The sequence below is a fragment of the Mycobacteroides sp. CBMA 271 genome (assembly GCF_009729205.1).
Taxonomy (GTDB): Bacteria; Actinomycetota; Actinomycetes; order Mycobacteriales; family Mycobacteriaceae; genus Mycobacterium.
On record NZ_VTHB01000009.1, the window covers coordinates 70,072 to 94,299 of the forward strand.

Annotated in this window: 27 protein-coding genes; 14 read left to right on the forward strand and 13 right to left on the reverse strand. The window is 64.2% G+C overall.

The features are described from left to right. Positions 1–49 precede the first annotated feature (49 nt). The gene (locus tag FZI91_RS22215; RefSeq protein WP_155941278.1) at positions 50–904 is read left to right on the forward strand and encodes an aminodeoxychorismate lyase; all 855 of its coding nucleotides are present in this window, start codon (positions 50–52) and stop codon (positions 902–904) included. Positions 905–1,181: 277 nt separating this feature from the next. Here FZI91_RS22215 and FZI91_RS22220 read toward each other — a convergent pair whose 3' ends face one another. Further along, entirely contained in the window at positions 1,182–2,252 is a 1,071-nt protein-coding gene (locus FZI91_RS22220; RefSeq protein WP_155941279.1) for an alkene reductase, read from the reverse strand. Between the two features lie 136 nt (positions 2,253–2,388). On the opposite strand from FZI91_RS22220, the gene FZI91_RS22225 reads away from it, so the two are divergent. Continuing rightward, entirely contained in the window at positions 2,389–3,048 is a 660-nt protein-coding gene (locus FZI91_RS22225; protein WP_155941280.1) for a TetR/AcrR family transcriptional regulator, read from the forward strand. An 18-nt stretch (positions 3,049–3,066) separates the two neighbouring features. Here the strand turns inward: FZI91_RS22225 and FZI91_RS22230 are convergent, their stop codons facing one another. Further along, a complete protein-coding gene (locus FZI91_RS22230; protein WP_162525519.1) occupies positions 3,067–3,684 on the reverse strand; it encodes an FABP family protein in 618 nt (205 codons plus the stop codon). A gap of 215 nt (positions 3,685–3,899) precedes the next feature. Here FZI91_RS22230 and FZI91_RS22240 point away from each other — a divergent pair, with 215 nt between their 5' ends. After that, positions 3,900–4,409, forward strand: coding sequence for a hypothetical protein (locus tag FZI91_RS22240; RefSeq protein WP_166548276.1), 510 nt, complete (start codon positions 3,900–3,902; stop codon positions 4,407–4,409). Between the two features lie 84 nt (positions 4,410–4,493). On the opposite strand, the gene FZI91_RS22245 is transcribed toward FZI91_RS22240, so the two are convergent. The 6 genes from FZI91_RS22245 to lmeA form a co-directional block, all read right to left on the reverse strand. After that, entirely contained in the window at positions 4,494–4,799 is a 306-nt protein-coding gene (locus FZI91_RS22245) for a DUF1416 domain-containing protein (protein ID WP_005064245.1), read from the reverse strand. A gap of 2 nt (positions 4,800–4,801) precedes the next feature. Next, positions 4,802–5,635, reverse strand: coding sequence for a sulfurtransferase (locus FZI91_RS22250; RefSeq protein WP_155941282.1), 834 nt, complete (start codon positions 5,633–5,635; stop codon positions 4,802–4,804). A 30-nt stretch (positions 5,636–5,665) separates the two neighbouring features. Beyond that, positions 5,666–6,166: a DUF4395 domain-containing protein gene (locus FZI91_RS22255; protein WP_155941283.1), complete on the reverse strand. Its 501-nt coding sequence runs from the start codon at positions 6,164–6,166 to the stop codon at positions 5,666–5,668. A gap of 79 nt (positions 6,167–6,245) precedes the next feature. After that, positions 6,246–6,332: an Ms5788A family Cys-rich leader peptide gene (locus tag FZI91_RS24375; protein WP_353615267.1), complete on the reverse strand. Its 87-nt coding sequence runs from the start codon at positions 6,330–6,332 to the stop codon at positions 6,246–6,248. 10 nt (positions 6,333–6,342) lie between these two features. Further along, positions 6,343–6,810, reverse strand: a complete 468-nt coding sequence (locus FZI91_RS22260) for a thioredoxin family protein (protein ID WP_155941284.1) — start codon at positions 6,808–6,810, stop codon at positions 6,343–6,345. Next, complete coding sequence (gene lmeA / locus FZI91_RS22265) at positions 6,807–7,622, reverse strand: mannan chain length control protein LmeA (RefSeq protein WP_162525520.1); 816 nt, start codon at positions 7,620–7,622, stop codon at positions 6,807–6,809. Before lmeA ends, FZI91_RS22260 begins: the two co-directional genes overlap by 4 nt. Before the next feature lie 98 nt (positions 7,623–7,720). Between lmeA and FZI91_RS22270 the strand changes: the two genes are divergently transcribed. The 8 genes from FZI91_RS22270 (at position 7,721) to FZI91_RS22305 (ending at position 15,390) form a co-directional block, all read left to right on the forward strand. Further along, complete coding sequence (locus FZI91_RS22270; protein ID WP_155941286.1) at positions 7,721–8,497, forward strand: response regulator transcription factor; 777 nt, start codon at positions 7,721–7,723, stop codon at positions 8,495–8,497. A gap of 36 nt (positions 8,498–8,533) precedes the next feature. Next, positions 8,534–9,424, forward strand: coding sequence for a mycothiol synthase (mshD, locus tag FZI91_RS22275; RefSeq protein ID WP_155941287.1), 891 nt, complete (start codon positions 8,534–8,536; stop codon positions 9,422–9,424). Positions 9,425–9,596: 172 nt separating this feature from the next. Next, positions 9,597–10,718: a phosphate ABC transporter substrate-binding protein PstS gene (pstS, locus tag FZI91_RS22280; protein WP_162525521.1), complete on the forward strand. Its 1,122-nt coding sequence runs from the start codon at positions 9,597–9,599 to the stop codon at positions 10,716–10,718. Between the two features lie 78 nt (positions 10,719–10,796). Further along, complete coding sequence (gene pstC, locus FZI91_RS22285; RefSeq protein ID WP_155941288.1) at positions 10,797–11,861, forward strand: phosphate ABC transporter permease subunit PstC; 1,065 nt, start codon at positions 10,797–10,799, stop codon at positions 11,859–11,861. Further along, the gene (pstA, locus tag FZI91_RS22290) at positions 11,858–12,766 is read left to right on the forward strand and encodes a phosphate ABC transporter permease PstA (RefSeq protein WP_155941289.1); all 909 of its coding nucleotides are present in this window, start codon (positions 11,858–11,860) and stop codon (positions 12,764–12,766) included. Before pstC ends, pstA begins: the two co-directional genes overlap by 4 nt. A gap of 10 nt (positions 12,767–12,776) precedes the next feature. Beyond that, complete coding sequence (gene pstB / locus FZI91_RS22295) at positions 12,777–13,553, forward strand: phosphate ABC transporter ATP-binding protein PstB (RefSeq protein ID WP_155941290.1); 777 nt, start codon at positions 12,777–12,779, stop codon at positions 13,551–13,553. Between the two features lie 52 nt (positions 13,554–13,605). Further along, complete coding sequence (locus FZI91_RS22300) at positions 13,606–14,409, forward strand: hypothetical protein (protein WP_155941291.1); 804 nt, start codon at positions 13,606–13,608, stop codon at positions 14,407–14,409. 54 nt (positions 14,410–14,463) lie between these two features. After that, on the forward strand, positions 14,464–15,390 hold the full coding sequence (locus FZI91_RS22305; RefSeq protein ID WP_155941292.1) for an NADP-dependent oxidoreductase: 927 nt from the start codon (positions 14,464–14,466) through the stop codon (positions 15,388–15,390). Between the two features lie 15 nt (positions 15,391–15,405). Here the strand turns inward: FZI91_RS22305 and phoU are convergent, their stop codons facing one another. From phoU to FZI91_RS22325, 4 genes are all read right to left on the reverse strand, one after another. Then, entirely contained in the window at positions 15,406–16,074 is a 669-nt protein-coding gene (phoU, locus tag FZI91_RS22310) for a phosphate signaling complex protein PhoU (RefSeq protein WP_155941293.1), read from the reverse strand. 112 nt (positions 16,075–16,186) lie between these two features. Next, positions 16,187–18,250: an LCP family protein gene (locus FZI91_RS22315; protein WP_375234336.1), complete on the reverse strand. Its 2,064-nt coding sequence runs from the start codon at positions 18,248–18,250 to the stop codon at positions 16,187–16,189. A gap of 422 nt (positions 18,251–18,672) precedes the next feature. After that, positions 18,673–19,848 carry a tRNA dihydrouridine synthase DusB gene (gene dusB, locus FZI91_RS22320; protein ID WP_309224048.1) on the reverse strand — a complete coding sequence of 392 codons (1,176 nt, stop codon included), beginning with the start codon at positions 19,846–19,848 and terminating at the stop codon, positions 18,673–18,675. Between the two features lie 12 nt (positions 19,849–19,860). After that, positions 19,861–20,868, reverse strand: a complete 1,008-nt coding sequence (locus FZI91_RS22325; protein ID WP_155941295.1) for an acyl-ACP desaturase — start codon at positions 20,866–20,868, stop codon at positions 19,861–19,863. 215 nt (positions 20,869–21,083) lie between these two features. Between FZI91_RS22325 and FZI91_RS22330 the strand changes: the two genes are divergently transcribed. Further along, positions 21,084–21,431 (forward strand): hypothetical protein, encoded by a 348-nt coding sequence (locus FZI91_RS22330; protein WP_162525522.1) that lies wholly within the window; start codon positions 21,084–21,086, stop codon positions 21,429–21,431. On the opposite strand, the gene FZI91_RS22335 is transcribed toward FZI91_RS22330, so the two are convergent. After that, positions 21,388–22,032, reverse strand: a complete 645-nt coding sequence (locus tag FZI91_RS22335; RefSeq protein WP_162525523.1) for a TetR/AcrR family transcriptional regulator — start codon at positions 22,030–22,032, stop codon at positions 21,388–21,390. The two genes, FZI91_RS22330 and FZI91_RS22335, sit on opposite strands and share 44 nt — an antisense overlap. Before the next feature lie 75 nt (positions 22,033–22,107). On the opposite strand from FZI91_RS22335, the gene FZI91_RS22340 reads away from it, so the two are divergent. After that, positions 22,108–23,112: an oxygenase MpaB family protein gene (locus FZI91_RS22340; protein ID WP_155941296.1), complete on the forward strand. Its 1,005-nt coding sequence runs from the start codon at positions 22,108–22,110 to the stop codon at positions 23,110–23,112. A 108-nt stretch (positions 23,113–23,220) separates the two neighbouring features. Next, entirely contained in the window at positions 23,221–24,213 is a 993-nt protein-coding gene (locus tag FZI91_RS22345; RefSeq protein WP_155941297.1) for an oxygenase MpaB family protein, read from the forward strand. Positions 24,214–24,228 lie beyond the last annotated feature (15 nt).

Here is a 24,228-nt window from a genome sequence, read left to right on the forward strand (position 1 = left end):
CAAGCGGCTCATCACAGTTCCAACTCTACGACCGCTAATCTCATTGCCCATGGCGGTAGCGGTGGTGGTCACACTCGAGGGTGAAGTACACGACCCGTCGGTGCCGCTGCTGCACGCCGACGAACTGGCCGCCGTGCGCGGCGACGGTGCCTTCGAGACGCTGCTGGTGCGCGTTGGCACGGTCTGCAAGCTGGAAGCGCATCTGGACCGGATGGCCGCGTCGGCCGCATCGATGGATTTGCCGGAGCCCGACCGCGCGGCATGGCGTGCGGCCGTCGAGGTGGGTGTGGAGCGATGGAATTCGATATCGAGTGACGACGCGATGCTGCGCCTGGTGTTCACGCGTGGGCGCGAAAGCGGTGGAGATGCAACGGCATATCTCACCATTGCGCCCGTACCTGAGAGATCGCTGCTGGCGCGGCGCGACGGTGTTTCGGTAATCACGTTGGATCGCGGGCTGCCCGCACGCCCCGTCGAACCGCTGCCGTGGCTGCTGTCGGGGGCTAAGACGCTGTCCTACGCGATCAACATGTCGGCCCTGCGGTACGCCGAACGCCAAGGGGTGCAAGACGTCATCTTCGTCAGCTCGGACGGATTCGTGCTCGAGGGGCCGCGCTCGACGGTCATCGTTGACACCGGCGATGCCTTGGTCACTCCCTTCCCGGAGCACGGCATCCTGCACGGAACCACGCAACGGGCACTCTTCGAGGTGGCGGCGTCCGAGGGTATCGAGTGTCGGTATGGGGCGGTAAAGCCCGCTGATTTGGTTGCCGCCCAAGATATTTGGATGCTCGCCAGCGTCACGCTCGCGGCGCGGGTGCGCACTCTCGACGGTGTTGCGCGTCCCGCGGGGCGGTTGGCGGCGCGGTTGCCGGAGCTGGTCGACAAGGCCATCGCGCTCTAGTTCTATTCGCTTGTGAATAAATCGGTTGTCGCGGATCTTCTTGCGTCGTACCGTCGTCGGTACACACGAAAGGAGGTGGTCCGACACATTGATTGCATATTGGACATGTGAGGTGGCTGCCCGCTAGCAGCAGCCATCGGTTACCGCTGGCGAGTACCCGGTAGCCACCCGGCCCCCGAACCCTCGATGAGTCCGATCGAGCCGAATGGTTCGGGGGCCGCCCCATATCTGGGGCGGTTCGTCTCTCGATCCGTGAAACCGGCGTTCATCCCCTCGGCTAGCCGACCAGTGCCTGCAGGGTGGGGTAGTCGGTGTAGCCGCGTTCTCCGCCTGAGTAGTAGGTGCTCTGGTCCGCCTCGTTGAGTGACGCCCCGGCCCGAATCCGCTCGACGAAGTCGGGATTGGCAAGTGCCCAGGTGCCCACCGGTGTGACATCTGCCAGGTCGGCCTCCACGTCAGTGCCGAGCTGGTCGAGGGTCCTGCCGTCGCGGACGAGCATCAACCGGTTGGGCCAGAGTTCCCGGATATCTTGCAGCAGAACGTCATCGGTGAACGAATATACGTCGAGGAACGCGAGGTCGAGTTCGGCAAGCTCGCTTACGAGATAGCGGTAAAGATCCGGGCCGTCCGGTCCCTCGTCGAGACCACCCAACCCGGCCCCCGGGGAAATACGGATACCGGTACGGGAGGAACCAATTTCGTCGGCAATCACGCGCGCCACCTCGATAGTCAACCGCGCCCGGTTCTCGATCGTGCCACCGTATTCATCGACTCGCCGATTGGCGTTCGGGGCAATGAACTGCTGCAGCAGGTAGCCGTTGGCCGCGTGAATCTCCACCGCATCGGCTCCGGCGGCTATCGCGTTCCGTGCTGCATTCGTGAATTCGCCGATGATGGTGGCGATCTCGTCGCGCGTCAGTTCGCGCGGCACCGGGATGGGCTGGTGTCCAGTCGGCGTGTGAATTCCCGTTCCGGGAGCAATAGCCGAAGGTGCGACGGCCGGGCGGTGGTGTGGCGTGTTATCCGGATGTGAGATGCGCCCGGCGTGCATCACCTGGATCACCAGATGCGCGCCTTTGGCATGCACCGCGTCGGCGACTCGTCTCCACCCCTCACGGTGCGCATCGGTGTAGATCCCAGGGGTGAGCAGGTAACCCTGCCCATCGTCGGAGATCTGCACTCCTTCGGTGATCAGCATGCCGAGGGAGGCTCGCTGCGCATAGTATTCCGCAACTATTGGCGGCGGTGTACCGTCCTCCAGCGCGCGGCTTCGCGTCATCGGCGACAGGCTGATTCGGTGCGGTAGTTGCATGTTCCCGACGGTGATGGGGTCCCAGATTGTGGTCATGGTTCTGTCCTCTCGTTGGCCTGAGTGTGGAGACGGCTTCGATATGTTCGACATTTTATGTGGACGAATTATTCCGGATAAGTAAAACTCTGTCCACGCGTGACCACATTCCGGGCGCTATGTGAGACTCGAATCGATGGCCAGCACAGGATCGGCGGCGCCACGGCGCCAGCGCGCGGTACGAAGTGATGCACTCGTGAATCGCGAAAAGATCATCGCCATCGCCGCAGAGCTGATGTGCGAGCGAGGCCCCAACGTGCCGATGGCCGAGATCGCGTCAGTCGCGGGTGTCGGTGTGGCCACCCTTTATCGCACGTGGCCGGATCGCGCCGCGCTCATGCACTCCCTGGAACTTCGCGCTTACGGGCAGCTGATTGCGACACTCGAGCGAATCCGGCATTCCGGGGAGACCGGTGCCGATGCGATTAGGACCTATCTGTATGAATGCTTACGGCTCGGACCTCAACTAGTGCTGCCACTGCGGTGGGCTCCTCCGCTGGTAGACCAGGCGGCGGTGGCCGCCCGGCTCGAGCTCGATACCGTGCTCGAACAATTCCTCGAGGACGGTCGGATCACCGGAAGCGTGAACGCCGATGTGAACGCAAGCGATGTCATGATGTTCGGCGCACTAGTGACCCAGCCCGTGCCTGTCGGCGCGGATTTCCCGGTAGTTGCGCAGCGTCAGGTCGAGCTTTTCGTACGCGGCTTGCGCGCACCGAGCGATCAGCCGCTACCGGGCCCCATGGTGACGCGCCAGGATATCGAAGACGTTTTTCGTTCCGCCGCAAAAGACTAGGAGCGGGGGGAGAAGGTTCTAGCCCACGAACCGCGATAGCCGCGCCGACAAATGCGGCGCGAGGCCGCCGTCGGGCCCCACCCGCTCCTCGACATAGGCCAGGTCGCCACCGTCGACGATGCCGTACAGGCGCTTGGCACCACCGATCAATGCCCCGGACTTGCTGCGGGCCAGCGCGTCGGTCACCAATTCCCATGACGAGGCATTGCGGGGTTGGCCGTAGAACAGCTCGACGAAACCAGCGGCATGCGCCAGCACCAGCTCGATGGCCTGTTTCTCGTCGGGGTCGTCCGGATCTGGGGCGAATCGCCAGAACCCGCTCTCGCGTAGCGTCAACCGCTCGAACTGCCCCTCAGCATCTAGCCGCCACGACCGGGAATCCCAGGTGAGGTAGTCGCTGCCGTCGTGCGAGACGATGATCTGCTGACCGAACCGATAGTCACCGTCGGCGTCCCTGCCTTCGCCCTCGCCACGCCACACGCCGACCAGCGGTAGCAGCGCGAGCAACGCGTCATGGAGACCCGGGCCCTCGCGCAGATTCGCGGTATCGGCCGGGATCGGCAGGTCTTGAAAGGTGGGGAGATTCCTGCCCACCGATGGCCGCGACTCGGCGGCGGTCGGATCCGGTTCCGTCACGACTCGTCGGTGATCAGCCGGTACAGCGCGTACAGCGCGAACCAGGTGATGACAAGCACCGCGGCTACCAACATGATCTCGAAGAAGAGCACCACGAGCAGAGAGCCTACCTGGGATAACGGTGTGACCCACACCTCGCCGGGTAACGTCGGGGCCAGCAACCCCGAGAGATGGGTGTGATGTTCTTGCCAAGACGAGTGGTATCTGCGCTTTTAGTGTCCATCGCGGTATCTGCAGGGTTTGTCGCGGCTCCGGCAGCGAACGCTCAGCCCGCTAACTTCCCCGATGTCGACTCGTACCCGGCCGTGGATGTCGGCGAGTACCGGGTGATCGGAGCGCACCCCAGCATGTCGGGGTGGGTATTCAGCACTCCCGGCGGACTTACCTGCTGGGACGCGATGATCGCTGAAATCGGAGTGTCGTGCAGCGGCGCACTTCCCGGCGCGCGGCCGGATATGAACACGGTGTCGGTGGCGCTGACCGGCAACGGGACGATCCGTCGCGATGACCCCCACCCCGGCGGCGTCAACGAGTATCCGCTGCTGCCCACCGGCTCAAAGATCGCGCCGGGCAACGGCGTCGTGTGTGCCGTGCTTGCCGACGACGCGTTGGCCTGCCGGGCCAAGAAACCCGACTCCTGGCCCAAGGACACTCCGGACCCGCCGGACCGGCATTACGGCGAGCACGGGTTCGTCGTGCAGCCGTCCGGCAGCTGGACCTACTGAGCTACAAACGCGAGAAGGCACTCAGGTACAAGATTCGGGCTGAATCCGTACCTGAGTGCCTTCTGGAGCGAAAGGTCTAGCCGCTCAGCTTTCGATCTTGATGTCGACCTCGTGGATGCCGGCGCCGGTCGGGCTCACCGTCGCGGTGCCGTTCCCGGCGGACGACAGGGCCCGCAGGGTCCAGTCGCCCGGTGCGGCGAAGAACCGGAAGTCGCCGGTCGCCGAGGCCACCACTTCAGCGGTGAACTCATCCGAGGAATCCAGCAGACGCACAAAGGCGCCGCCAACGGTCTGACCGTTGCCATCGACCACGCGGCCGGTGATCACGGTTTCCTTCTCCACGTCAACGCCCGCCGGAATGGCCAGGCCCTGCTTCGGTGCACTGCACATAACTAGCTTCCCAACTCGATCGGGGCTCCCACCAGGGAGCCGTATTCGGTCCAACTGCCGTCGTAGTTCGTCACGTTCTGGTGCCCCAGGAGCTCCTGCAACACGAACCAGGTGTGCGAGGAACGCTCACCGATGCGGCAGTACGCGATGGTTTCCTTCTCGCCGTCCAGTCCCGCGTCGGCGTAGAGCTTGGCCAGCTCCTCATCCGACTTGAAGGTGCCGTCTTCCTGGGCCGCCTTGCTCCACGGGACATTGATGGCGCCGGGGATGTGTCCGGGGCGCTGGCTCTGCTCCTGCGGAAGGTGCGCGGGGGCCAAGATCTTGCCGGAGAACTCGTCGGGCGAACGCACGTCCACCAGGTTCTTGACACCGATCGCGGCGATCACTTCGTCGCGGAAGGCACGGATGGAGTTGTCGGGTGCGACGGCCTGGTAGGACGTCGCGGGCCGCGAGACGATGTCGGTGGACAGTGCGCGGCCGTCCAGCTCCCACTTCTTGCGGCCACCGTCGAGCAGCTTCACGTCCTGGTGCCCGTACAGCTTGAAGTACCAGTAGGCGTACGCGGCGAACCAGTTGTTGTTGCCGCCGTACAGGACCACGGTGTCGTCATTGCCGATGCCCTTGTCAGACAGCAGCTTCGAGAACTGCTGCTGATCGACGAAGTCACGCTTGACCGCGTCCTGCAGATCGGTCTTCCAGTCCAGCCTGACGGCGCCCTCGATGTGGCCGACGTCGTACGCGCTGGTGTCCTCGTCCACCTCCACAAACACCGTATTGGGAGTGGAAAGGTTGTCTTGCGCCCATTGGGCGGAGACCAGTACGTCAGAGCGTGCCATGCAGGGTTTCCTTCCGGTGGTTTTGTCGGACTACTGGGCCGACGGTTGTGTGTGTCGAAAACGGGTAACGAGGGGGTACAGCTGGCAGCCCAGGCAGATGCCGAAGGCAGCGTTCAGGAAGGCCGCACCGAGCGCGAAGGCGGTCGCGACCACGCCGAGCAGCGTGACACCGGTCGCGAAACCCACGGCGCCGATCGCGGCAAAGGTGAAGCCGAGTAGCTGCGCGAACTGCAGCGGCGGGATGGGCTCGCGTTCGGTCACCGGGCTCAGCCGCGGCTGGATCAGCGTCCGGAAGATCGTTCCGTAGGGCGCGCGATGCGGGCCGAGTAGCGCGCCGATCGCGAACACCACCGCTTGAAGTCCCAGGATCGCCCCCGCCGTCGCCGGCGACACGGCGGAAACGGCCAGGGTGACGATGAGAACGGTAGTGGTGACCCAGGCGGCGAAGCGGGGTCCGCGGACGTCAACCTGACTTGGTGATGAGCCGCTTGCGCGAAGACCATCGGGCTGGGCAGAGGATGTGTTGGTCATGGGATGTGCTCCTGAGGGTGGCGGGCATGGCTTCACCTAGTTGCAACCGGAGGCGCACACAGCGCATACACGGCCGCGATCAGCAGCAACAACAGCAGCAGCCCGCGACGCGGCACAGATCGACGGCGCGTCGTTTGGTGAGCATCGGCTCAAGGCGGGCTTGCACGGCGACGAGTTTACCCCGGCTGCGTTAAGCCCTGCAGCGCAGTGCGCAGGTCGGCGGCCTTGGGCACGCCGGACACCCGATAGGCCTGACGCCCGGCCGCGTCGAAGATGAACGTCGTCGGCAGCGAAAGCACCGAGAGTTCCCGGGCAGCATCCGGGTTGGTATCGATATCGACCTCGACGTGACCTACCTCGGGCGCTCCCGCCACCACCTGGTCAACTACCCGCCGTACCGAGGCGCACGGCCCGCACCACGCCGCACTGAAGTGCACGATCGTGGGTCCCGTCGGCGACAGTTCGATGCCAGCCGGAGCGGTGACGCCGCCTGGACCACCGTTGCCGGCGCGCAGCTTTCCCGACCGGCTCTTGATGGCGACCGCGATGATGCTCGACGCCAAGAGCGCAACCGCTATCGCGACCACGGCGGTGACGAGACCCGGCGATGATCCGCTTGCGGGAAGAGCAAGCAATGCAGTCATGACTGCTTGAACGCGTCCAGGGAGATCGTTACTCCCTTGGCGATACCTTCGATGATCACATCTGATCCACGCGCGCCGACCCGTGTCGGTTCGATCGCGAACGGAAGCTTCTGTCGCGGGACGACCTTGGTGAACGCGGCGAACACACCCGCTTGCTGGTCCTCGGGCACATCGCGATCGGCCGTTCCCGGGCCGGTAACCACGGAGGTAGCCACCAACTGCAGGTCAGTCTTGTTCGGGCCACCGACGGAGACGTCGACGGACACCGTCACCTTCTGATCAAACTCGCCCGACTTCGGGGTTCCGGTGAACAGCAGCCCGGTTCCTGTCGAGATGCCCGACTCGGTGGTGCCGCCGGTGGCGTCGTTCTGCTCCTTGGGAGGAGGTTCGACGGCGAGGTCGTTGATTCCCATGAATCGGCCCAGGTGAGTGGAGTCGATGATGATCCGGCTCTCCACCCTGTCCACGTGCAGCGGGGAGTCGGGGCGGATGAGCCAGGACGACTTGGAGATGTCGATGCCGTGGAGCGTGCCTTCCAGGGTCGCCTTTCCGGTCTCCGCGTGGTCCACGCCGTGCGCCTTGATCTCCACTTCCTTGTACCGGTGCGCGGTGGCCTGGGGAATGAACGGGAACACCAGGATCGCCACCGACGGATCGGAGCTCAGGTTCGCCTCGGCGCGCAGGGTCCGGGACAGCCGGTATTCGGCGTAGATCGCGAATCCGAAATCGGTGCCGGTGGCCACGATTGCCAGTGCACATACCGCTGCGATGGTGGCGATCAGGGGTTTGCGCATCTGCGTATTCTGGCGCATCGCCGCGCGTCCACTGTCCTCGACCGGGCTTATCAGCAGGTGGCGCGGTACATTATGGAACACCTGGAGACCGAAGCACCCGGGTGTTGGAGGGCTCGTTGGACCTGTTGCTGTTGACCGCTGACCCACATCCGGATGCGGTGCTGCCGTCCTTGGCGCTGCTCGCCCATACCGTGCGACCGGTGCCCAGTGAGGTGTCTTCGCTGTTGGAGGCGGGCTCGGCGGACGTCGCAATCGTCGACGCGCGTACCGATCTGGCCTCCGCGCGCGGACTGTGCCGGCTGCTTGGTGCGGCCGGATCCTCGGTTCCGGTGGTCGCGGTGGTCAACGAGGGCAGCCTGGTGGCGGTCAACGTCGACTGGGGTCTGGACGACATTCTGCTGCCGGGTACCGGCCCCGCCGAGATCGATGCGCGGCTGCGTCTACTGGTGGGTCGCCGCGCGGGGGCGGTTAACGTGGAGAACGCCAGCAAGGTGATTCTCGGTGAGCTGGTCATCGACGAGGGCACCTACACCGCGCGGCTGCGCGGTCGCCCGCTCGATCTCACCTACAAGGAGTTCGAGCTGCTCAAATACCTGGCGCAGCATGCCGGCCGGGTGTTCACCAGGGCTCAGTTACTTCAAGAGGTTTGGGGATACGACTTCTTTGGCGGTACCCGCACCGTGGACGTCCACGTACGACGGCTGCGTGCAAAGCTCGGCGGCGAGTACGAATCGCTTATCGGCACGGTGCGCAACGTCGGCTACAAGGCGGTGCGGCCGCCGCGCGCAAAGGGGGAACCCGAGGGCCCACAAGCTTCCCGTGTCGATGCCGACCTGGATGACGCCGCGGACGAGGACATCGCTGCTGAACCGGGAACCATCACCGCGGTGTGATTCGGGCGGGTGAGTCCCGCCGACTAGCGTGGCGGTATGACCGAATGGGTCCCGCTTCTCGATGATCAGCGCCAACTCCAGATACGAGAGTTGATTGTCGAGGCCACTCGCGCCGACGGTATTGCCCCGGTGGGGGAGCAGGTGCTGCGCGCGCTACGCGGAACCGCATCCAGGCACCTGATCGTCGAGGACGGGGACGAGGTGGCGGCGTACCTCAACCTGGTCTCTCCCGACGAAAATGCCGACGAGAATGCAATGGCTATGGCCGAATTGGTGGTCGCGCCGGCGGCCCGGCACCGCGGAATCGGTTCGGCGATGGTCAGGCAGGCACTCGTCGAAGGCGGTGAGGGCCTCCGCATCTGGGCGCACGGTGACCTGCCGGCGGCTCAGGCGGTGGCCGCCAAGATGGGGCTTGTCGCACTGCGGCGGCTGCATCAGATGCGCCGCGCCCTTGCCGAGCTGCCCGCGGTCGCCGCCGACCCGAGCGTCGTCATTCGTTATTACGAGGGACCACAAGACGATTCGGAGCTGTTGCGGGTCAACAACGCGGCATTCTCCTGGCATCCGGAACAAGGCGGCTGGACGCAGGAGGATCTCGCCGGGCGGTTCGCCGAACCCTGGTTCGATCCGCGCGGGCTGTTCCTCGCTCACGATGCGCAGACCGGTGACCTTCTCGGGTTCCATTGGACAAAAGGGCATTTGGATAAGCCTGGAGTCGGCGAGGTGTACGTCGTCGGTGTCGATCCCGCCGCGCAAGGCCGCGGATTGGGTCACCTGCTGACGCTGGTGGGGTTGCATCATCTGGCGCACACCGGGCTGGACACCGTGCTGCTGTACGTCGAGTCGGACAACGCTGCGGCCCTGCGGACCTACGAACGGCTGGGATTTGCGGTATCGCTCACCGATGCCGCCTATGGCCGCGCCTGACACAGGCGTTTACCTGCGATAACGACCGCACTGTCAAGTCTGTGAGTTCATTTCCCGTTCACCTGCGGGCGGGTACCCGTCCATCGTCTGCCTTTAGTTTCCGGGGTGCGCGTAAGTAGATCCAACTCCATCACCGACGTTCTTCCCTCACTCATGCGAGAAAGCGAGAGCCGTGAACCTCAAGAGCACCGGCACCAGGATTTTCGCGGCGACCGCCGCGATCGCACTGTCCGCAAGCCTTGCCGCCTGCGGTAGCGATAACACCACCGGGGGTTCGTCCAGCACCTCGGGCTCCGCTTCCGCCTCGGGCGACTGCGCGGGCAAGTCCAAGCTGAGCGCCGAGGGCTCGTCGGCGCAGAAGAACGCGTTCGACATCTTCGCGAACGAGTACTCGACCGCCTGCCCCGGAAAGTCGATCAACTACAACCCCACCGGATCAGGCAAGGGACGCGACAACTTCATCGCCGCACAGGTCGACATCGGCGGCTCCGACTCGGCGCTGAGCGAGGAGGAGGCGGCCAAGGCCAAGGAGCGCTGCGGCGGCAACGAGGCATGGAACCTGCCCCTGGTCTTCGGCCCAATTGCCTTGGCATACAACATTCCCGGTGTCGACAAGCTGGTCTTGAACGCCGATGCCGCCGCCAAGATCTTCACCGGCGCTATCACCACCTGGAACGACCCGGAGCTAGCCACCCTCAACCCGGGCGTCACCCTGCCGGACACCAAGGTCACTCCCGTGTACCGCAAGGACAAGTCGGGCACCAGCGAGAACTTCGGCAAGTACCTGACCACCGCTGCCCCGGAGAGCTGGACCAAGGGCAGCAGCGGCACCTGGGAGGGCGGCGCCGGTGAGAGTGCCGAGAAGTCCTCGGGTGTGGCCGAGAAGGTTAAGAGCCTGCCCGGTGCCATCACCTATGTGGAGAAGGGTTACGCCGACGACCTCAAGATGCCGTACGCCCAGATCGACAGCGGTGCCGGCGCCGTGGCGCTGACCGCCGAGACCGCCGCGGCTTCGGTAGAGACCGCCAAGTTCGCGGGTGAGGGCAATGACCTCAAGCTGGACCTGGCCTCGATCTACGGGACCAAGACCGCAGGCGCGTACCCGATCGTGCTGGCCACCTACGAGATCGTCTGCTCTAAGGGATACAAGGACGCCGAGGTCGCGGCCGCGGTGAAGTCGTTCCTGACGGTCGCGGTGAACCAGGGACAGAAGGGTCTGGCCGACGTCGGCTACGCCCCGCTGCCCACGCAGTTCAAGTCTCGCCTCGAGACGGCCATCAAGGCCATCTCCTAGCAGCGGATACGTCCCCACCCGGCGAGCTACAGCGTCCCGGGTGGGGACGTACCATCAACCACATAGACAGCGAGATCAATGAGCAGCCAGACCAGCGGGATCGATCCGGTGGGGATAGCCAGTCGGGCGGATCATGACCGAACGGTCTCGGAGGAGACGTCACTACCCATGAGCGACGACGGCGATCATCAGTCACCCACCAAGGCCGCCAAGGCGGTAACCCGCCCGGGCGACCGCATCTTTTCCGGACTCGCGACGGGATCGGGGATTTTCGTTGTCGCCCTGATCGGGTTGGTGGCAGTTTTCCTCATTCTGCGTGCCGTACCGGCGCTGAACAACAACGACCAGAACTTCTTCCTCTACAACGGACCGTGGCGCACCGATAACACGGCGCACATGCAGTTCGGTGTTCTCGACCTGTTCTCGGTGACCGTCTTCGTCTCCGTCTTTGCGCTCATGCTCGCCATGCCCGTGGCACTCGGCATCGCGATCTACCTCACCGAATACGCGCCCGCGCGGGTCCGTGGACCGCTGGCCTACGTCATTGATCTGCTGGCCGCGGTTCCTTCCATCGTCTACGGCCTGTGGGGCATCTACGTGCTGGCGCCGGCAATCGCGCCGATTGCCCTGTGGCTCAACAGGAACCTCGGGTTCATTCCGATCTTCGCTGACAGCCCCGTCAACATCGGAGGCGGCGGCAACCTATTCACCGGTGGCATCGTGCTGGCGGTGATGATCCTGCCGATCATCGCCGCGGTTACTCGCGAGGTGTTTATCCAGACTCCCAAGGGGCAGATCGAGGCTGCGCTGGCCCTGGGCGCCACCAAGTGGGAAGTGGTGCGTACCACCATCATCCCGTTCGGCACCTCCGGATACATCAGCGGTTCCATGCTGGGACTCGGTCGCGCGCTCGGTGAGACGATCGCGTTGATGCTGATTCTGTCGGGTACCTCGGTGGCGTTCGGCTGGTCGCTGTTCGACAGTGGCAGCACCTTCGCCACTCATATCGCCTCCAACGCATCGGAATTCAACAACGAACTGGAAGCAGGCGCGTACATCGCGGCCGGGCTGGTGCTGTTCGTACTGACATTCGTGGTGAACTCGGCGGCGCGTGCCGTCGTCGGCGGAAAGGGCCGCGCATGACCGCGACACTCGACAGGCCCGTCAAGGAACCCGCCTTCCACCCGCTCTCGCGGAGGCGCAAGGCCACCAACGCCATTGCCACGGTGCTGGTCGCGGCTGCCGTGGTAGTTGCCCTGATCCCGCTGGTATGGGTGCTTTACACGGTGTTCGAGCGCGGATTCGGTGCGATCCTCAGCTACGACTGGTGGTTCACGTCGCAGAACATGATGACCAACCGGATCGCGGGTGGCGGCGCCTATCACGCCATCATCGGCACCCTGTTCCAGGGATTGTTCTGCGCGATCATCTCGGTGCCTATCGGCATCTTCGTGGCGATCTATCTCGTCGAGTACGGCGCCAACTCCCGGCTGGCCAAGGTCACCACCTTCATGGTCGACATTCTCACCGGTGTGCCGTCTATCGTCGCCGCGCTCTTCATCTATGCACTTTGGGTTGCCACCCTCGGGCTGCCGCGGTCGGGCCTTGCGGTGTCGCTTGCCTTGGTGCTGTTGATGATTCCGGTGGTGGTGCGCTCCTCGGAGGAGATGCTCAAGATCGTCCCGAACGATCTGCGTGAGGCGTCCTTTGCGCTGGGGGTGCCCAAGTGGAAGACGATCGCGCGCATCGTGCTGCCTACCGCACTCTCGGGTGTGGTCACCGGTGTGATGTTGGCGCTGGCTCGTGTCATGGGCGAAACCGCGCCCCTGCTGGTGTTGGTCGGCTACAGCAAGCTGATCAACTTCGACATGTTCGGCGGGGAAATGGCCTCGCTGCCCGGCATGATGCTCGACCAGCGCAGCGGCTCGGTGGTGGGACTTGCCGAGTCCCGGCTGTGGGGCGCCGCGCTCACCCTCATTCTGCTGGTTGCGATTCTCAACGTGATCGCCAAACTCATTTCGCGCTTCTTCGCGCCGAAAAAGGTCTAGGAAGGTAGTCATGGCCAAGCGTCTCGATCTGAAGGACGTCAACATCTTCTACGGCAAGTTTCACGCCGTTCAGGATGTGGCGCTGTCGGTTCCGCCTCGCAGCGTGACGGCCTTCATCGGCCCGTCCGGTTGCGGCAAGTCGACCGTACTGCGCACCCTCAACCGGATGCACGAGGTGACCGCGGGCGCTCGTGTCGAGGGTTCGGTGCTCCTCGACGGTGCGGACATCTACGGCACCGGGGTTGACCCGGTGTCGGTGCGCAAAACCATCGGCATGGTGTTCCAGCGTCCGAACCCGTTTCCCACCATGTCGATTCGCGACAACGTGGTGGCAGGCCTGCGGTTGCAGGGGGTGCGCAGCAAGAAGACGCTCGACGAGGTCGCCGAGCGCTCGCTACAGGGCGCAAACCTATGGAACGAGGTCAAGGACCGCCTCGACCGCCCGGGTGGCGGGCTTTCCGGCGGCCAGCAGCAGCGTCTGTGCATTGCCAGAGCCATTGCGGTGCAACCGGATGTGCTGCTGATGGACGAACCCTGCTCGGCATTGGATCCCATCTCCACGCTGGCCATCGAGGATCTGATCTCCGAGCTCAAGCAGGAGTTCACCATCGTCATCGTCACGCACAACATGCAGCAGGCCGCGCGCGTCAGCGATCAGACCGCCTTCTTCAATCTGGAGGCCGCCGGTAAGCCGGGCATGTTGGTGGAGCTCGACGACACGGAGAAGATCTTCTCGAACCCGACCCAGAAGGCCACCGAGGACTACATCTCCGGACGCTTCGGATAGTTTCCACCCCGCCGAACCGCCCGTACACGAGGAAATCTGCCAGTATCTCCTCGTGAAGCGGCGGCTCGGTGTGATGGTGGTGACGCTGGCTGTCCTGGTGAGCGGATGTGGGACGGGTGGCTCCCGAGAGCAGACCCCATCGGCTGCCTCCCCATCGACCACTACTTCTGTTGCGCGACAAGAGTTGCCGTCGTGCCAGACCGTCGACATCTCCTACAAACCGCCGCTGCGCGATCAACACATACGGTGTGAGTTGGTGGTCGATGAGAACCGGACGATCACCGTGTCGAGCGACCCGGCGTGGTCGTTCAATCTGCGCAGCGATGGACTGACGACACAGGAGTTCCGCGAGCCCACCGATCAGATCGGTGAGTCCGGTGCCGTACCGCTGCTGCAGGACATCGACAAGAGCGGGAACCCGGTGCTGCTGGTGATCGTCGGTCGGGGCGGCACGGGCGGTGAACCCATGGCGGTGTGGCGGTTATCCGGTCAGCAGTTTGTCCGGGCCGGCGAGCTGTTTGGCTTCCGGAGGTTCTACAGGTCGGCCGTGGGATTCTTCGGCAACTACGCCCACTCGAGCGCTGCCTCGGGAGTTGTGTCCCTATACCGTTGGGACGCAGACAAACTCGTGAAGGCGATCACCCTCGACGTGCAGGTCGCCGATCTCCCGCGGTTCCCTGACGATCGTGGGGAGTGGATACGTAACGGAAATGTCGATTGCACCGTCAGCACCAATGACTATCCACTCGGAAGCCTGGCCGAGCGACAGGCCGCGATGCGGTCTGCCGGGATAGATCCAGCGACTGCGGCGCATCAGTTCTGTACGCAGCCGTGGGTGGGCACCCTCTATCGATAGCGCGCACCCGGCGGCAGGGGAATAGCGGCATGAGTAAAGGCGGTTGACATCAGCATGGTGAAAGCGGTGCAGTTCGATCGGTACGGCGATATCAACGTTCTTGAGGTCAGAGATGTGCCAAGGCCGGTCCCGGCCGACGGCCGGGTATTGGTTCAGGTGCGCGCCGCGGGTATCAATCCCGGTGAGGCGATGATTCGCAAGGGTGCCCTGCACGATCGATTTCCGGCGACCTTTCCGTCCGGACAAGGCAGCGACCTGGCGGGCCTGGTCCTTGAGTCCGGCCCGGGAGTCGATGCGTTCCAGCCCGGCGACGAGGTGTTCGGCTATACGGACGATCGTGCCAGTCATGCAGAGCTGGTTGCGGTTCCGGTTGATCAGCTGGTCGCCAAGCCCGCGGGTCTGTCATGGGAAGTCGCGGGCAGCCTCTTCGTCGCAGGAACCACGGCGTACGCCGCGGTTGGCTCGGTCGACGTGAAGCCCGGTGACGTGGTCGCCGTCGCGGGGGCGGCCGGTGGAGTGGGAACCCTCGCCGTGCAACTCGCCAAGGCCGCCGGCGCCACGGTGATAGGCATCGCCGGCCCGGGTAACGACGAGTGGCTCACCGCGCACGGCGTCATCCCGGTCAACTACGGCGATGGACTGGCCGACCGGATCAAAGCGGCAGCGGCGCCGGGGCGGGTCGATGCCTTCCTCGACTTCTTCGGGGGCGGCTATGTTGAGCTGGCCGTCAACGAGCTCGGGGTGGATGCACGACGTGTCGATACCATCATCGACTTCGCGGCAGTCGATCGATTCGGTGTGCAGAGCGTGGGCAACGCCGAGGGGTCTTCGGCGCGAGTACTCGCCGCACTGGCCGACCTGATCACCGCGGGCAAGCTCGAAGTCCTTGTCGACCAAATCATTCCGTTGGAGGAGGTGCGGCGTGCGTACGAAATCCTGGAGCGCCGTCACACCCGCGGAAAGATCGTCCTGGTGCCCTAGCCTGTTGCATCGCGCCTAGGTGAGCGCGTGATCGGTGCCCTCCGGCGGCAGGCTTCCGGTCACCTGGAAGATGACCCGGCGGGCGACCTCAACGGCGTGGTCGGCGAATCGCTCGTAGAACCTGCCCAGCAGCGTCACGTCGACGGCGGCGGCCACGCCGTGCCTCCACTCGCGGTCCATCAACACCGAGAACAGGTGCCGGTGCAGGTCGTCCATCGCATCGTCTTCTTCGTTGATGCGGGCGGCCTTCTCCGGGTCGCGCGTCAGCAGTACCTCCTGCGCGCTGTTACCCAAATCGACGGCGACACGGCCCATTTCGGCGAAGTATCCGTTGACCTCTTCCGGCAGGGCGTGCTGGGGGTGGCGGCGCCGGGCGATCTTGGCGACATGCAGGGCCAGCGCGCCCATCCGGTCGACGTCCGCAACAATCTGGATGCTGCTCACGACCTCGCGTAGGTCGCCGGCCACCGGCGCCTGCAGGGCCAGGATGGCGAAGGCGTTCTCCTCGGCGGCCGAGCTCATCGCCGTGATCTGCTCGTGGTCGGTGATTACCTGCTCGGCAAGGACGAGATCGGCCTGCAGCAATGCGCGAGTGGCCCGCTCCATTGCGGCACCGGCCAACCCGCACATCTCACCCAGCTGTGCCGATAACGAGGACAGCTGCTCTTGAAACGCGGTACGCATGGATCAAGACTACGGACCAGCTGTCGTCGAGTCATGGCCCTGGCGTGAACGGCGGATGAATGCCACTACGAACTCCGTGTACGAAAATGTTCAGTCTGTCTATTTCGGTCGACTATCCGCAGGTAGCGTCGCCGGCGTTCACGACCGTCAGGTCCATCGGAAGCTCCGCGGGAGCCATTGCGCCCGCCGATAGCTGCAACGGCACGGAGGATCCGGCAGTCGGCGGTGCCTGCAAGACCGCCGCGGATCCGTAGTCGCCACCGAGAACCACCCGCACGGTGGACTGTGCGCCGTTGATCCGCTGAAGCTTGGCGCCGCCGAAGGAGGCAGCAACCGTCGCCGCCTGCTGCTCGTGTCCCGGCGAGAAGAAGACCGTGGTGGTGGGCAGAGCCGACGGGTAATCGTCGGTGGTGGTAATGCCGAATCCGTACCGCGTCAGCTGGCTGGCCGCCGATGCCGCAAGTCCGGTCTGGCCCGTGCTATTCGACACGTGCACATTGATCTCGCTGGGCTCGGTGGTGACCAGATCAACTTGCTCGGTCGGAGTGGCCGGAGCGCTTTCGGGAGTTGGTGTCGCCGTGGATGTTTCGCCGAGTTCGGTCGCGGCTCCGTGCTCGCTGGACGCCAAGGTGGTGTCCTGCGTGGTGGTGCCGGGCATCGGGACGCGGGTGCCGTCGGGCTGCAGCTCGCCGGGCAACGGATCGTCATTGATGATGGCGTCGAAGATCTTTCGGATATCGGTGGTGCGCGGGGTCTCGTTGCCTTCGGAATCGGTGCCATCGGTTGGCACCGTCAGGAAGGTGATCCGGCCGGCCTTCACATCTTGAAGCGACTGCCCAAGGTCCACAAGGTCTTTCGTCCTGATGTTGTCGACATAGGAGTCGTCGATGAACGTGTTCACTACGTTATTGAGCTTGCTCAGCGAGAAGAACGTGTTGTGCGAAATCATCGAGCGCAGCAGAGAGGACAAGAACAGCTGTTGACGCTTGATGCGTCCGTAGTCACCGTTGTACTCGGTGGTGACCTGCCGAGCCCGCACGTACTGCAGGGCCGTGTGTCCGTCAATCGTTTGGCGCCCAGCGTTTTGCAGCACGGTGCCCAGCTCGTAGTCCTCGATGGGGGTGGGCGTGCACACCTCGACTCCGCCGAGCGCGTCGACCATCTTGGAGAAGCCGGCGAAGTCCACCCCGAGGAAGCGGTTGATGTTCAGACCCGACATCTTCTGGATGACCTTGACAAGGCACTTGGGTCCACCAAATGCGAAGGCCGAGTTGAGTTTTGTTTCCGTGTACGCCTTATCGGGTCCGTACGACCGGGTGTCCTCGTTCCAGACCTCGCAGAGTGTCGGCTGGATCGCTAGGTCGCGAGGGAAGGATACGACCGCTACGCGCTTACGGTTGGCCGGGATGTTGACGAGCATGATGGTGTCCGAACGGGTGCCGCCGGCGTCCTCGGTATCACCGGCGCCCATCGCACTGTTGGCACCCGAGCGGGTGTCGACGCCGATGATGAGGAAGTTCTCGTCGCCGTACTGCGCGTTGGGATCCCGGATGTCGTGGGAGTTGGGGTCCAGCGCCTCGACGCGATTGAGCCGGTTGTTCTTGACGTTGCTCCACTGCCACGCCCCACCGGTGAGGGCGAGCGAGCACACCGCGACGACAGCGGCAATGGACCGCCCGACGTAGATGGGCCTGCGTGAGCGTTTGGGCTCGGGTTCCTGGACGACGGACTCCGGATTGCCTATCCGGACCGGGATGGCGCGGGTGTCGATGTTGTCGTCCAGATTCGATGCCCGGATGCGACGCGCGGCGGCCTTGTCATACAGGGGTGCGTCGTCCGGATAGTCCAGCGGGGCCGGGTACTCCTCGCGGGGCCCACCGAGCTCGGGCGCGTCATCACGTATCTGGGGTAGGACGTCGGTGTGACTATCTGTTTCTGTCGCGCTGGCGATTTCCCCGTGCGCGGGATAGACGGCCTCTGCGGGTTCTTCGGGCTCGCTGACGGCGTGCCGACGCGATCGGCGACCACCAGCGGCGCCCTCGCGGGCCAGTAGGTCGGCCACCGACAGTGAGTGTGAGCCGGTCTCGTGCGCCGACGGAACCGGCGGTTCTGGTGCCGGCTTAGGTGCCGGTCGTGCGGGCGGCCTCGGAGCGCGTCGAGGCGCTGCCTGCGGCACACCCCGCGCTGCCTGCGGCACACCCCGCGCTGCCTGCGGCGGCTCTGGCGGGGCCTCGCGCATCGATTGTTCGATCTCGAACCGACGGGTCCACTCGTCATCGGTGGGATCGGGCAGCGAGCTGTTCAGCGCCGGTGGCGGTGTCCACGGTGTGTTGGACAGTTCCGGCGCCACCTCGATGTCAGGATGACTGCCAACGGGTTCTACTGCGCGTTCCCATGGGGCCGCGCGATATGCGCGCGGTTGGGCAGGAGTGGCGTTAGGGCCATCACCCATATTCAACCTCGCTCAAACGTCTGGACAGTTGCAAGTACACGGCACACCGGCAGCACATAACGCCGTGCCCGCGGCACGGTCGTCGTCACATGCTACTGAGCAGTGCCGCAGATCACCATGCCAAGTGACCTATATGTGACCGGAAGTCACCCACCAGAGTGCATGACATCGGCTGCTAACGGAACCGTGCAATCGTCGGGGTCATTGAGCCAGCCTTCCGGCAGCGACACCTTCGCAGGTGACCCCTGACGCCCTCGCGGCCCGTTTCCGCCCTCCGGGAAGGGAGCCGTGTGATCTAGCTGATCGAGCAGGGTGTCCAGCTCGGCGCGGGTGCACACGAGTGCGAGCGCGCGCCGGATATCGCCGCCGGCCGGGAAACCGTGCAGATACCAGGCGATGTGCTTGCGCATATCGCGCAACGCCTTGTCCTCGCCAAAATGATCGACGAGCAACAACGCGTGACGTCGCATGATGTCCGTTACCTGTCCGAGATTTGGCGGCTCCGGGATGGGCTCATTACCGAACACGGCGCTCAGTTCCGCGAACAACCAGGGTCTTCCGAGGCATCCGCGGCCGATGACGACGCCGTCGCACCCCGTCTGTTCCATCATCGCGACCGCATCGGTGGCGTCGAAGATATCGCCGTTTCCAAGCACGGGAATGGTGGTCACGTGATTCTTGAGCGCGGCGATCTGGCTCCAGTCGGCGGTGCCCGAGTAGCGCTGTGAGGCGGTGCGGGCATGCAGTGCGACGGCCGCGGCACCCTCCGACTCGGCGATGGCACCGGCATCCAGATGGGTGTGGTGATCATCATCGATGCCGACGCGGAACTTGACCGTGACTGGAATATCGGTGCCTTCGGTGGCCCGCACCGCTGCCGCGACGATCTGCCCGAAGAGGCGCCGTTTGTAGGGCAGGGCGGCGCCCCCACCGTTGCGGGTGACCTTCGGGACCGGGCAGCCGAAGTTCATGTCGATGTGGTCGGCGAGATTCTCGTCGACCACCAACTTGGCGGCCCGGTACGTGGTTTCGGGGTCGACCGAGTACAGCTGCAGCGAGCGCGGTGACTCGTCGGGAGAGAACGTCGTCATGTGCAGCGTGGTGGGGTGGCGTTCGGCGAGCGCCCGCGCGGTCACCATTTCGCAGACGTACAGTCCGCTGACGGTGCCGGTGGTGGCCAGCTCCAGCTCGCGGCACAGCGTCCGGAATGCCACGTTGGTGACACCGGCCATCGGTGCCAACACGACGGGGCTAGGCAATGCCAAAGACCCGATCCGCAGCTCGCGAGATCGGGCCTTTGGAAGATCAAAGGATGTCGTCACGGCGTCATTCGGTTAGACGCTGACCGCTTCCCTGGCGGCCTTCGCGGCGTTGCGCTCGGCGCGCTTGGCCTGACGCTCCAGGTATTTGGCCTTGACTTCCTCGAAGTCCGCGGAGGTCTTCTTGAGGTCGTCGACGATGCGGGCGATGTCCTCGCGGAGTGCCTCGCCCTCGCCGCTGAGATCGGTGCGCTCGAAAATACGCCACTTGCGCAGCACGGGCATCACGACCTCGGCCAGATGCGACTCCGGGTCGTACACGCCGCCGGTGGCGATGATGACGGCGCTGCGACGGAACCCGGGGATGGTGTAGCCCGGCATCTTGAAGTTGTCGAGCACCCGATGGATGGATCGCATGGCCTGGTCCGGGGCGATCTCAAGGCTGGCCTCGACCATGTTGCGGTAGAAGATCATGTGCAGGTTCTCGTCGGTGGAGATCCGCTTGAGCAGCTCGTCGGCGATGGGCTCGGCGCACGCGCGGCCGGTGTTGCGGTGCGACACCCGGGTGGCCAGCTCCTGGAACGTCACGTAGGCGACGGAATCGAGCATGTACTGCGCGAACACCTGTTGCCCGCCTTGGCGGTTCTGGCCGGGGGAGAAGCCGCGGGTCATCTGCTCGATGCGCAGCTTTTCCAGCTCGAAGGGGTCGACTGCGCGGGTAACCACCAGATAGTCGCGGATAGCGATGCCATGCCGGTTCTCCTCGGCGGTCCACCGGTTCACCCAGGTGCCCCACGGGCCGTCCATGCTGAAGTTCATGGCGATCTCGCGGTGATACGAGGGCAGGTTGTCCTCGGTCAGCAGGTTGGTGATCATGGCGACCTTGGCGAGCTCGGACAGCTTGGACTGCTCGGGATCCCAGTCCTGGCCGCCGAGCGCCTTGTAGTTCTTGCCGTCCGACCACGGGACGTAGTCGTGGGGGTTCCAGTCCTTGGTGACACCGAGGTGGCGGTTGACGTTCTCCTCGACCACGGGCTCGAGCTCATGCATGAGCTCGAGGTCGGTGAATTCCTTCTGCGGCATGGACGCGTCCCTCAAGTTTCGACAGAGTTATCTGTATCTGGAAGTTGCAGTCAATATATCTGTAAACGCCGGTTGCACACAAGTGGATGGAAACTGCCGCACATTCACCGCTCCGCAGGCATTCCGACCTGCGGATAAGTAGTTGTCTCGCTCGACCTGCGGGACCGCCGCACCGGCAGTATGATGCTTGGCAACCCACAGCGGAGGTGTATCCAGTGAAGTCGGTAGTCAAGGTGGCGGCTGTCGCCGTCGCGGGCGCGGGTTTCTCCTTGGCGGCGGCCGGTCTGGCCCATGCGGGTGGCCCCAGCGACACCACCGGACAGCTTTATGCCGATGCGTCGTCGACCCTGAAGGGCGAGGGCTACTCCGTAGTGGTCGCGGGACGTTCCGGTGATCAGGTGTCGCTCGACAATTGCCTCGTCTCCCATCAGGAAGCGTTCACCGTCAAGAAGGGGCAGGACGATCGCGGCAAGATGGTGCACGTGACCCTGCGCTGCTACAAGGCCGAGGTTGCCGCCGCTAAGAAGGCTGCTGAGGAGAAGGCGAAGGCTGCGTCGACGTAACAGTCGATGATGTCGTCGAGCTGGCGCCTTGGAGCATGATCTGCACGCAGTAGTCCACGAATCGCTGCCGATCTATCTGTAAGTCCTCATTCAGATATGCCCGGAAAAGGCTTGTCAGCGCGCCAACCAGACTCGTGGCCACCAGCTGTTGTTGCACCTCGTCGGTCAGATTGGTGCTGAGTTTTCCTTGCAGTAGCGCCACGAATCGCGGCAGCCAGTCGTACCCGGACTCCGCGAGTATCGGCTCAAATGTTGGCGCTATCAGCAGAACTCGCCCCATGGTGGGTTCGTCGACCATGAGTCGGACAAAGGCGTCGACACCTTCGTGTGGGGAGCGCGCGCCGCTGAGTGCCTCGATCGCGCGAAAGCCCACGTGGTCGTATACGGCCCGGACGAAGGTGTCCCGGTCCGAGAAGTTCTCGTAGAAGTACCGCTCGGTCATGGCGGCGGATCGGCACACCGCGCGGACGGTGACGGCCGGCCGGGGGCTCAGCCCCAGTAGCCGCACGCCTGCTGCCATGAGCTCGCGGCGCCGCTCATCGGCGCGCTCGGCCGGTGATATTCCCGCCCAGCTGCGTCGCTGGCCTTGACCGTTCGCCACGGGCCTCCTAATCTGATGGTGAAACTGACAACGTTGATTGTCAGTGTACGTCGAACTGCAACGGAGCGTTCTGAAATGGTCAACGATATGTCGGAGGTCGCCGCAACGGAACCCGCCGCGTTCGCGACGGGATGTCCGGTGAGTCACGGAGCGAGCCCGTCGACGCCTGTGCCGCTTGGTCCGGAATCGTTGACGTGGAAGTACTTTGGCGATTGGCGCGGGGTCTTGCAGGGCCCGTACGCCGGATCCATGCAGAACATGCATCCGCAGTTGGGTGCCGCGGTGGAGCAGCATTCGCTGTTCTTTCGGGAACGTTGGCAACGGCTCCTGCGCTCGCTGTACCCGATCGGCGGTGTGGTGTTCGACGGTGATCGGGCCCCGATGACGGGTGCGGAGGTGCGCGACTACCACATCGACATCAAGGGCGTCGATGACCAGGGACGCCGGTACAGCGCCCTCAATCCCGATGTCTTCTATTGGGCTCATGCCACCTTCTTTATGGGAACGATCGTGGTGGCGGACTGGCTTAGTGGCGGTATCGGTGAGGCCGAGAAGCGCCAACTGTTCGACGAACACATCACTTGGTATCGGATGTACGGGATGAGCATGCGGCCCGTGCCTAAGACCTGGGAGGAATTCCAGGAGTACTGGGATCACATGTGCACCAACGTCTTAGAGGATCAGAAGGCCGCGCGCGATGTGCTGGACCTGACCTCCCTTGCGGTACCGCCCTTCGCGCCGTGGATTCCTGAGCGCGTGTGGAGCTTCCAGCGACGTATGGTGGCGCCGATGTTCGTGTGGCTGACCGTGGGGCTGTATCACCCGGCCGTTCGAGCCCGCTACGGATACACATGGTCCGCGCGCGACGCATGGCTGCATCGCAAGTTTGGGCAGGGCGTCAACGTGCTCTTCAAGCTCGTGCCAGAACGAAAACGGCGCCACCCCAGGGCGCGCGCCGGATGGGATCGCGCCACCGGACGCGTTCCCGTCAACGCGCCGCTGCCGCAGACCCCGGATCGCAATCTGCCGCCGCTGGACACGTGGGGCAGTCCCAGGCACTACAACCCCAAGGTTTCCTGAACCCCGTCGCTTCTGGTGCTTGACGTCACCACAAGTGGGCTCGTAGTGTAGGTGCATAACTGAATCCAAATTCAGTTTTTGGAACCGGCTAAGTGGGGTGAGCCAGCCATGGTCAATGACGGTGCTGCCGAAACCGGTGCTCTGACGGCCGGGTGTCCGGTCACCCATGGTCCGGATCGATCGATGGTCACGCCCCTGGGGCCGGACTCGCTGACCTGGAAGCTCATCGCGGACTGGTCGGGAATGCCCATGGGCTCGTATGCCACCGCGATGCAGAACATGCACCCAAAACTTGGCGCCGCCGTCGAGGAGCACTCCACCTTCCTGCGTGAGCGTTGGGAACGGCTCTTCCGTTCGCTGTATCCCATCACCGGTGTGGTGTTCGACGGAGATCGCGCACCGGTCACCGGCGCCGAGGTGCGCAACTATCACGTCGGCATCAAGGGCGTGGACAGTCAGGGCCGTCGCTACAGCGCCCTGGATCCCGACGTCTTTTATTGGGCGCACGCCACCTTCTTCAAGGCGCTGATCCTGTCGGTAGACCGATTCGGGGGTGGTCTCACCGAGGAGCAGAGGCGTCAGCTCTTCGATGAGCACATCGTCTGGTACCGGATGTACGGGATGAGCATGCGGCCGGTGCCCAAGACCTGGGAGGAATTCCAGGAGTACTGGGATCACATGTGCGCGAATGTGTTGGAGGACAACAAGGCAACGCGCGACCTGCTGGACTTTGCGCAGTTGCCGAAGCCGCCGTTTGTGCCGTTGATGCCGGATTGGATGTGGCGGTTCACGCTTCCTGTTTTCACGCGTTTCTCGGAATGGGTGATGGTGGGTATGTTCGACGAACCGGTGCGAAAACGACTGGGGTACATGTGGACCGAGCGTGACGAGCGGCGGCTGGAGCGGCTCGGCCGGGTGAACAGCGTGATCTTCCGGCTCGTTCCGTTTCGGTGGCGTAAGCACCCGCGTGCGCGTGCCGGATGGGACAGGGCGACCGGGCGGCTACCCGCTGATGCGCCATTGCCGCAGACCTCGGCTCGCTACCTGCCGCCCGTGGAACTGCGCGACAGCCCGCACCACTACAGCCCCAAGGTGTTCTGACCGCCGCGTCGGCTT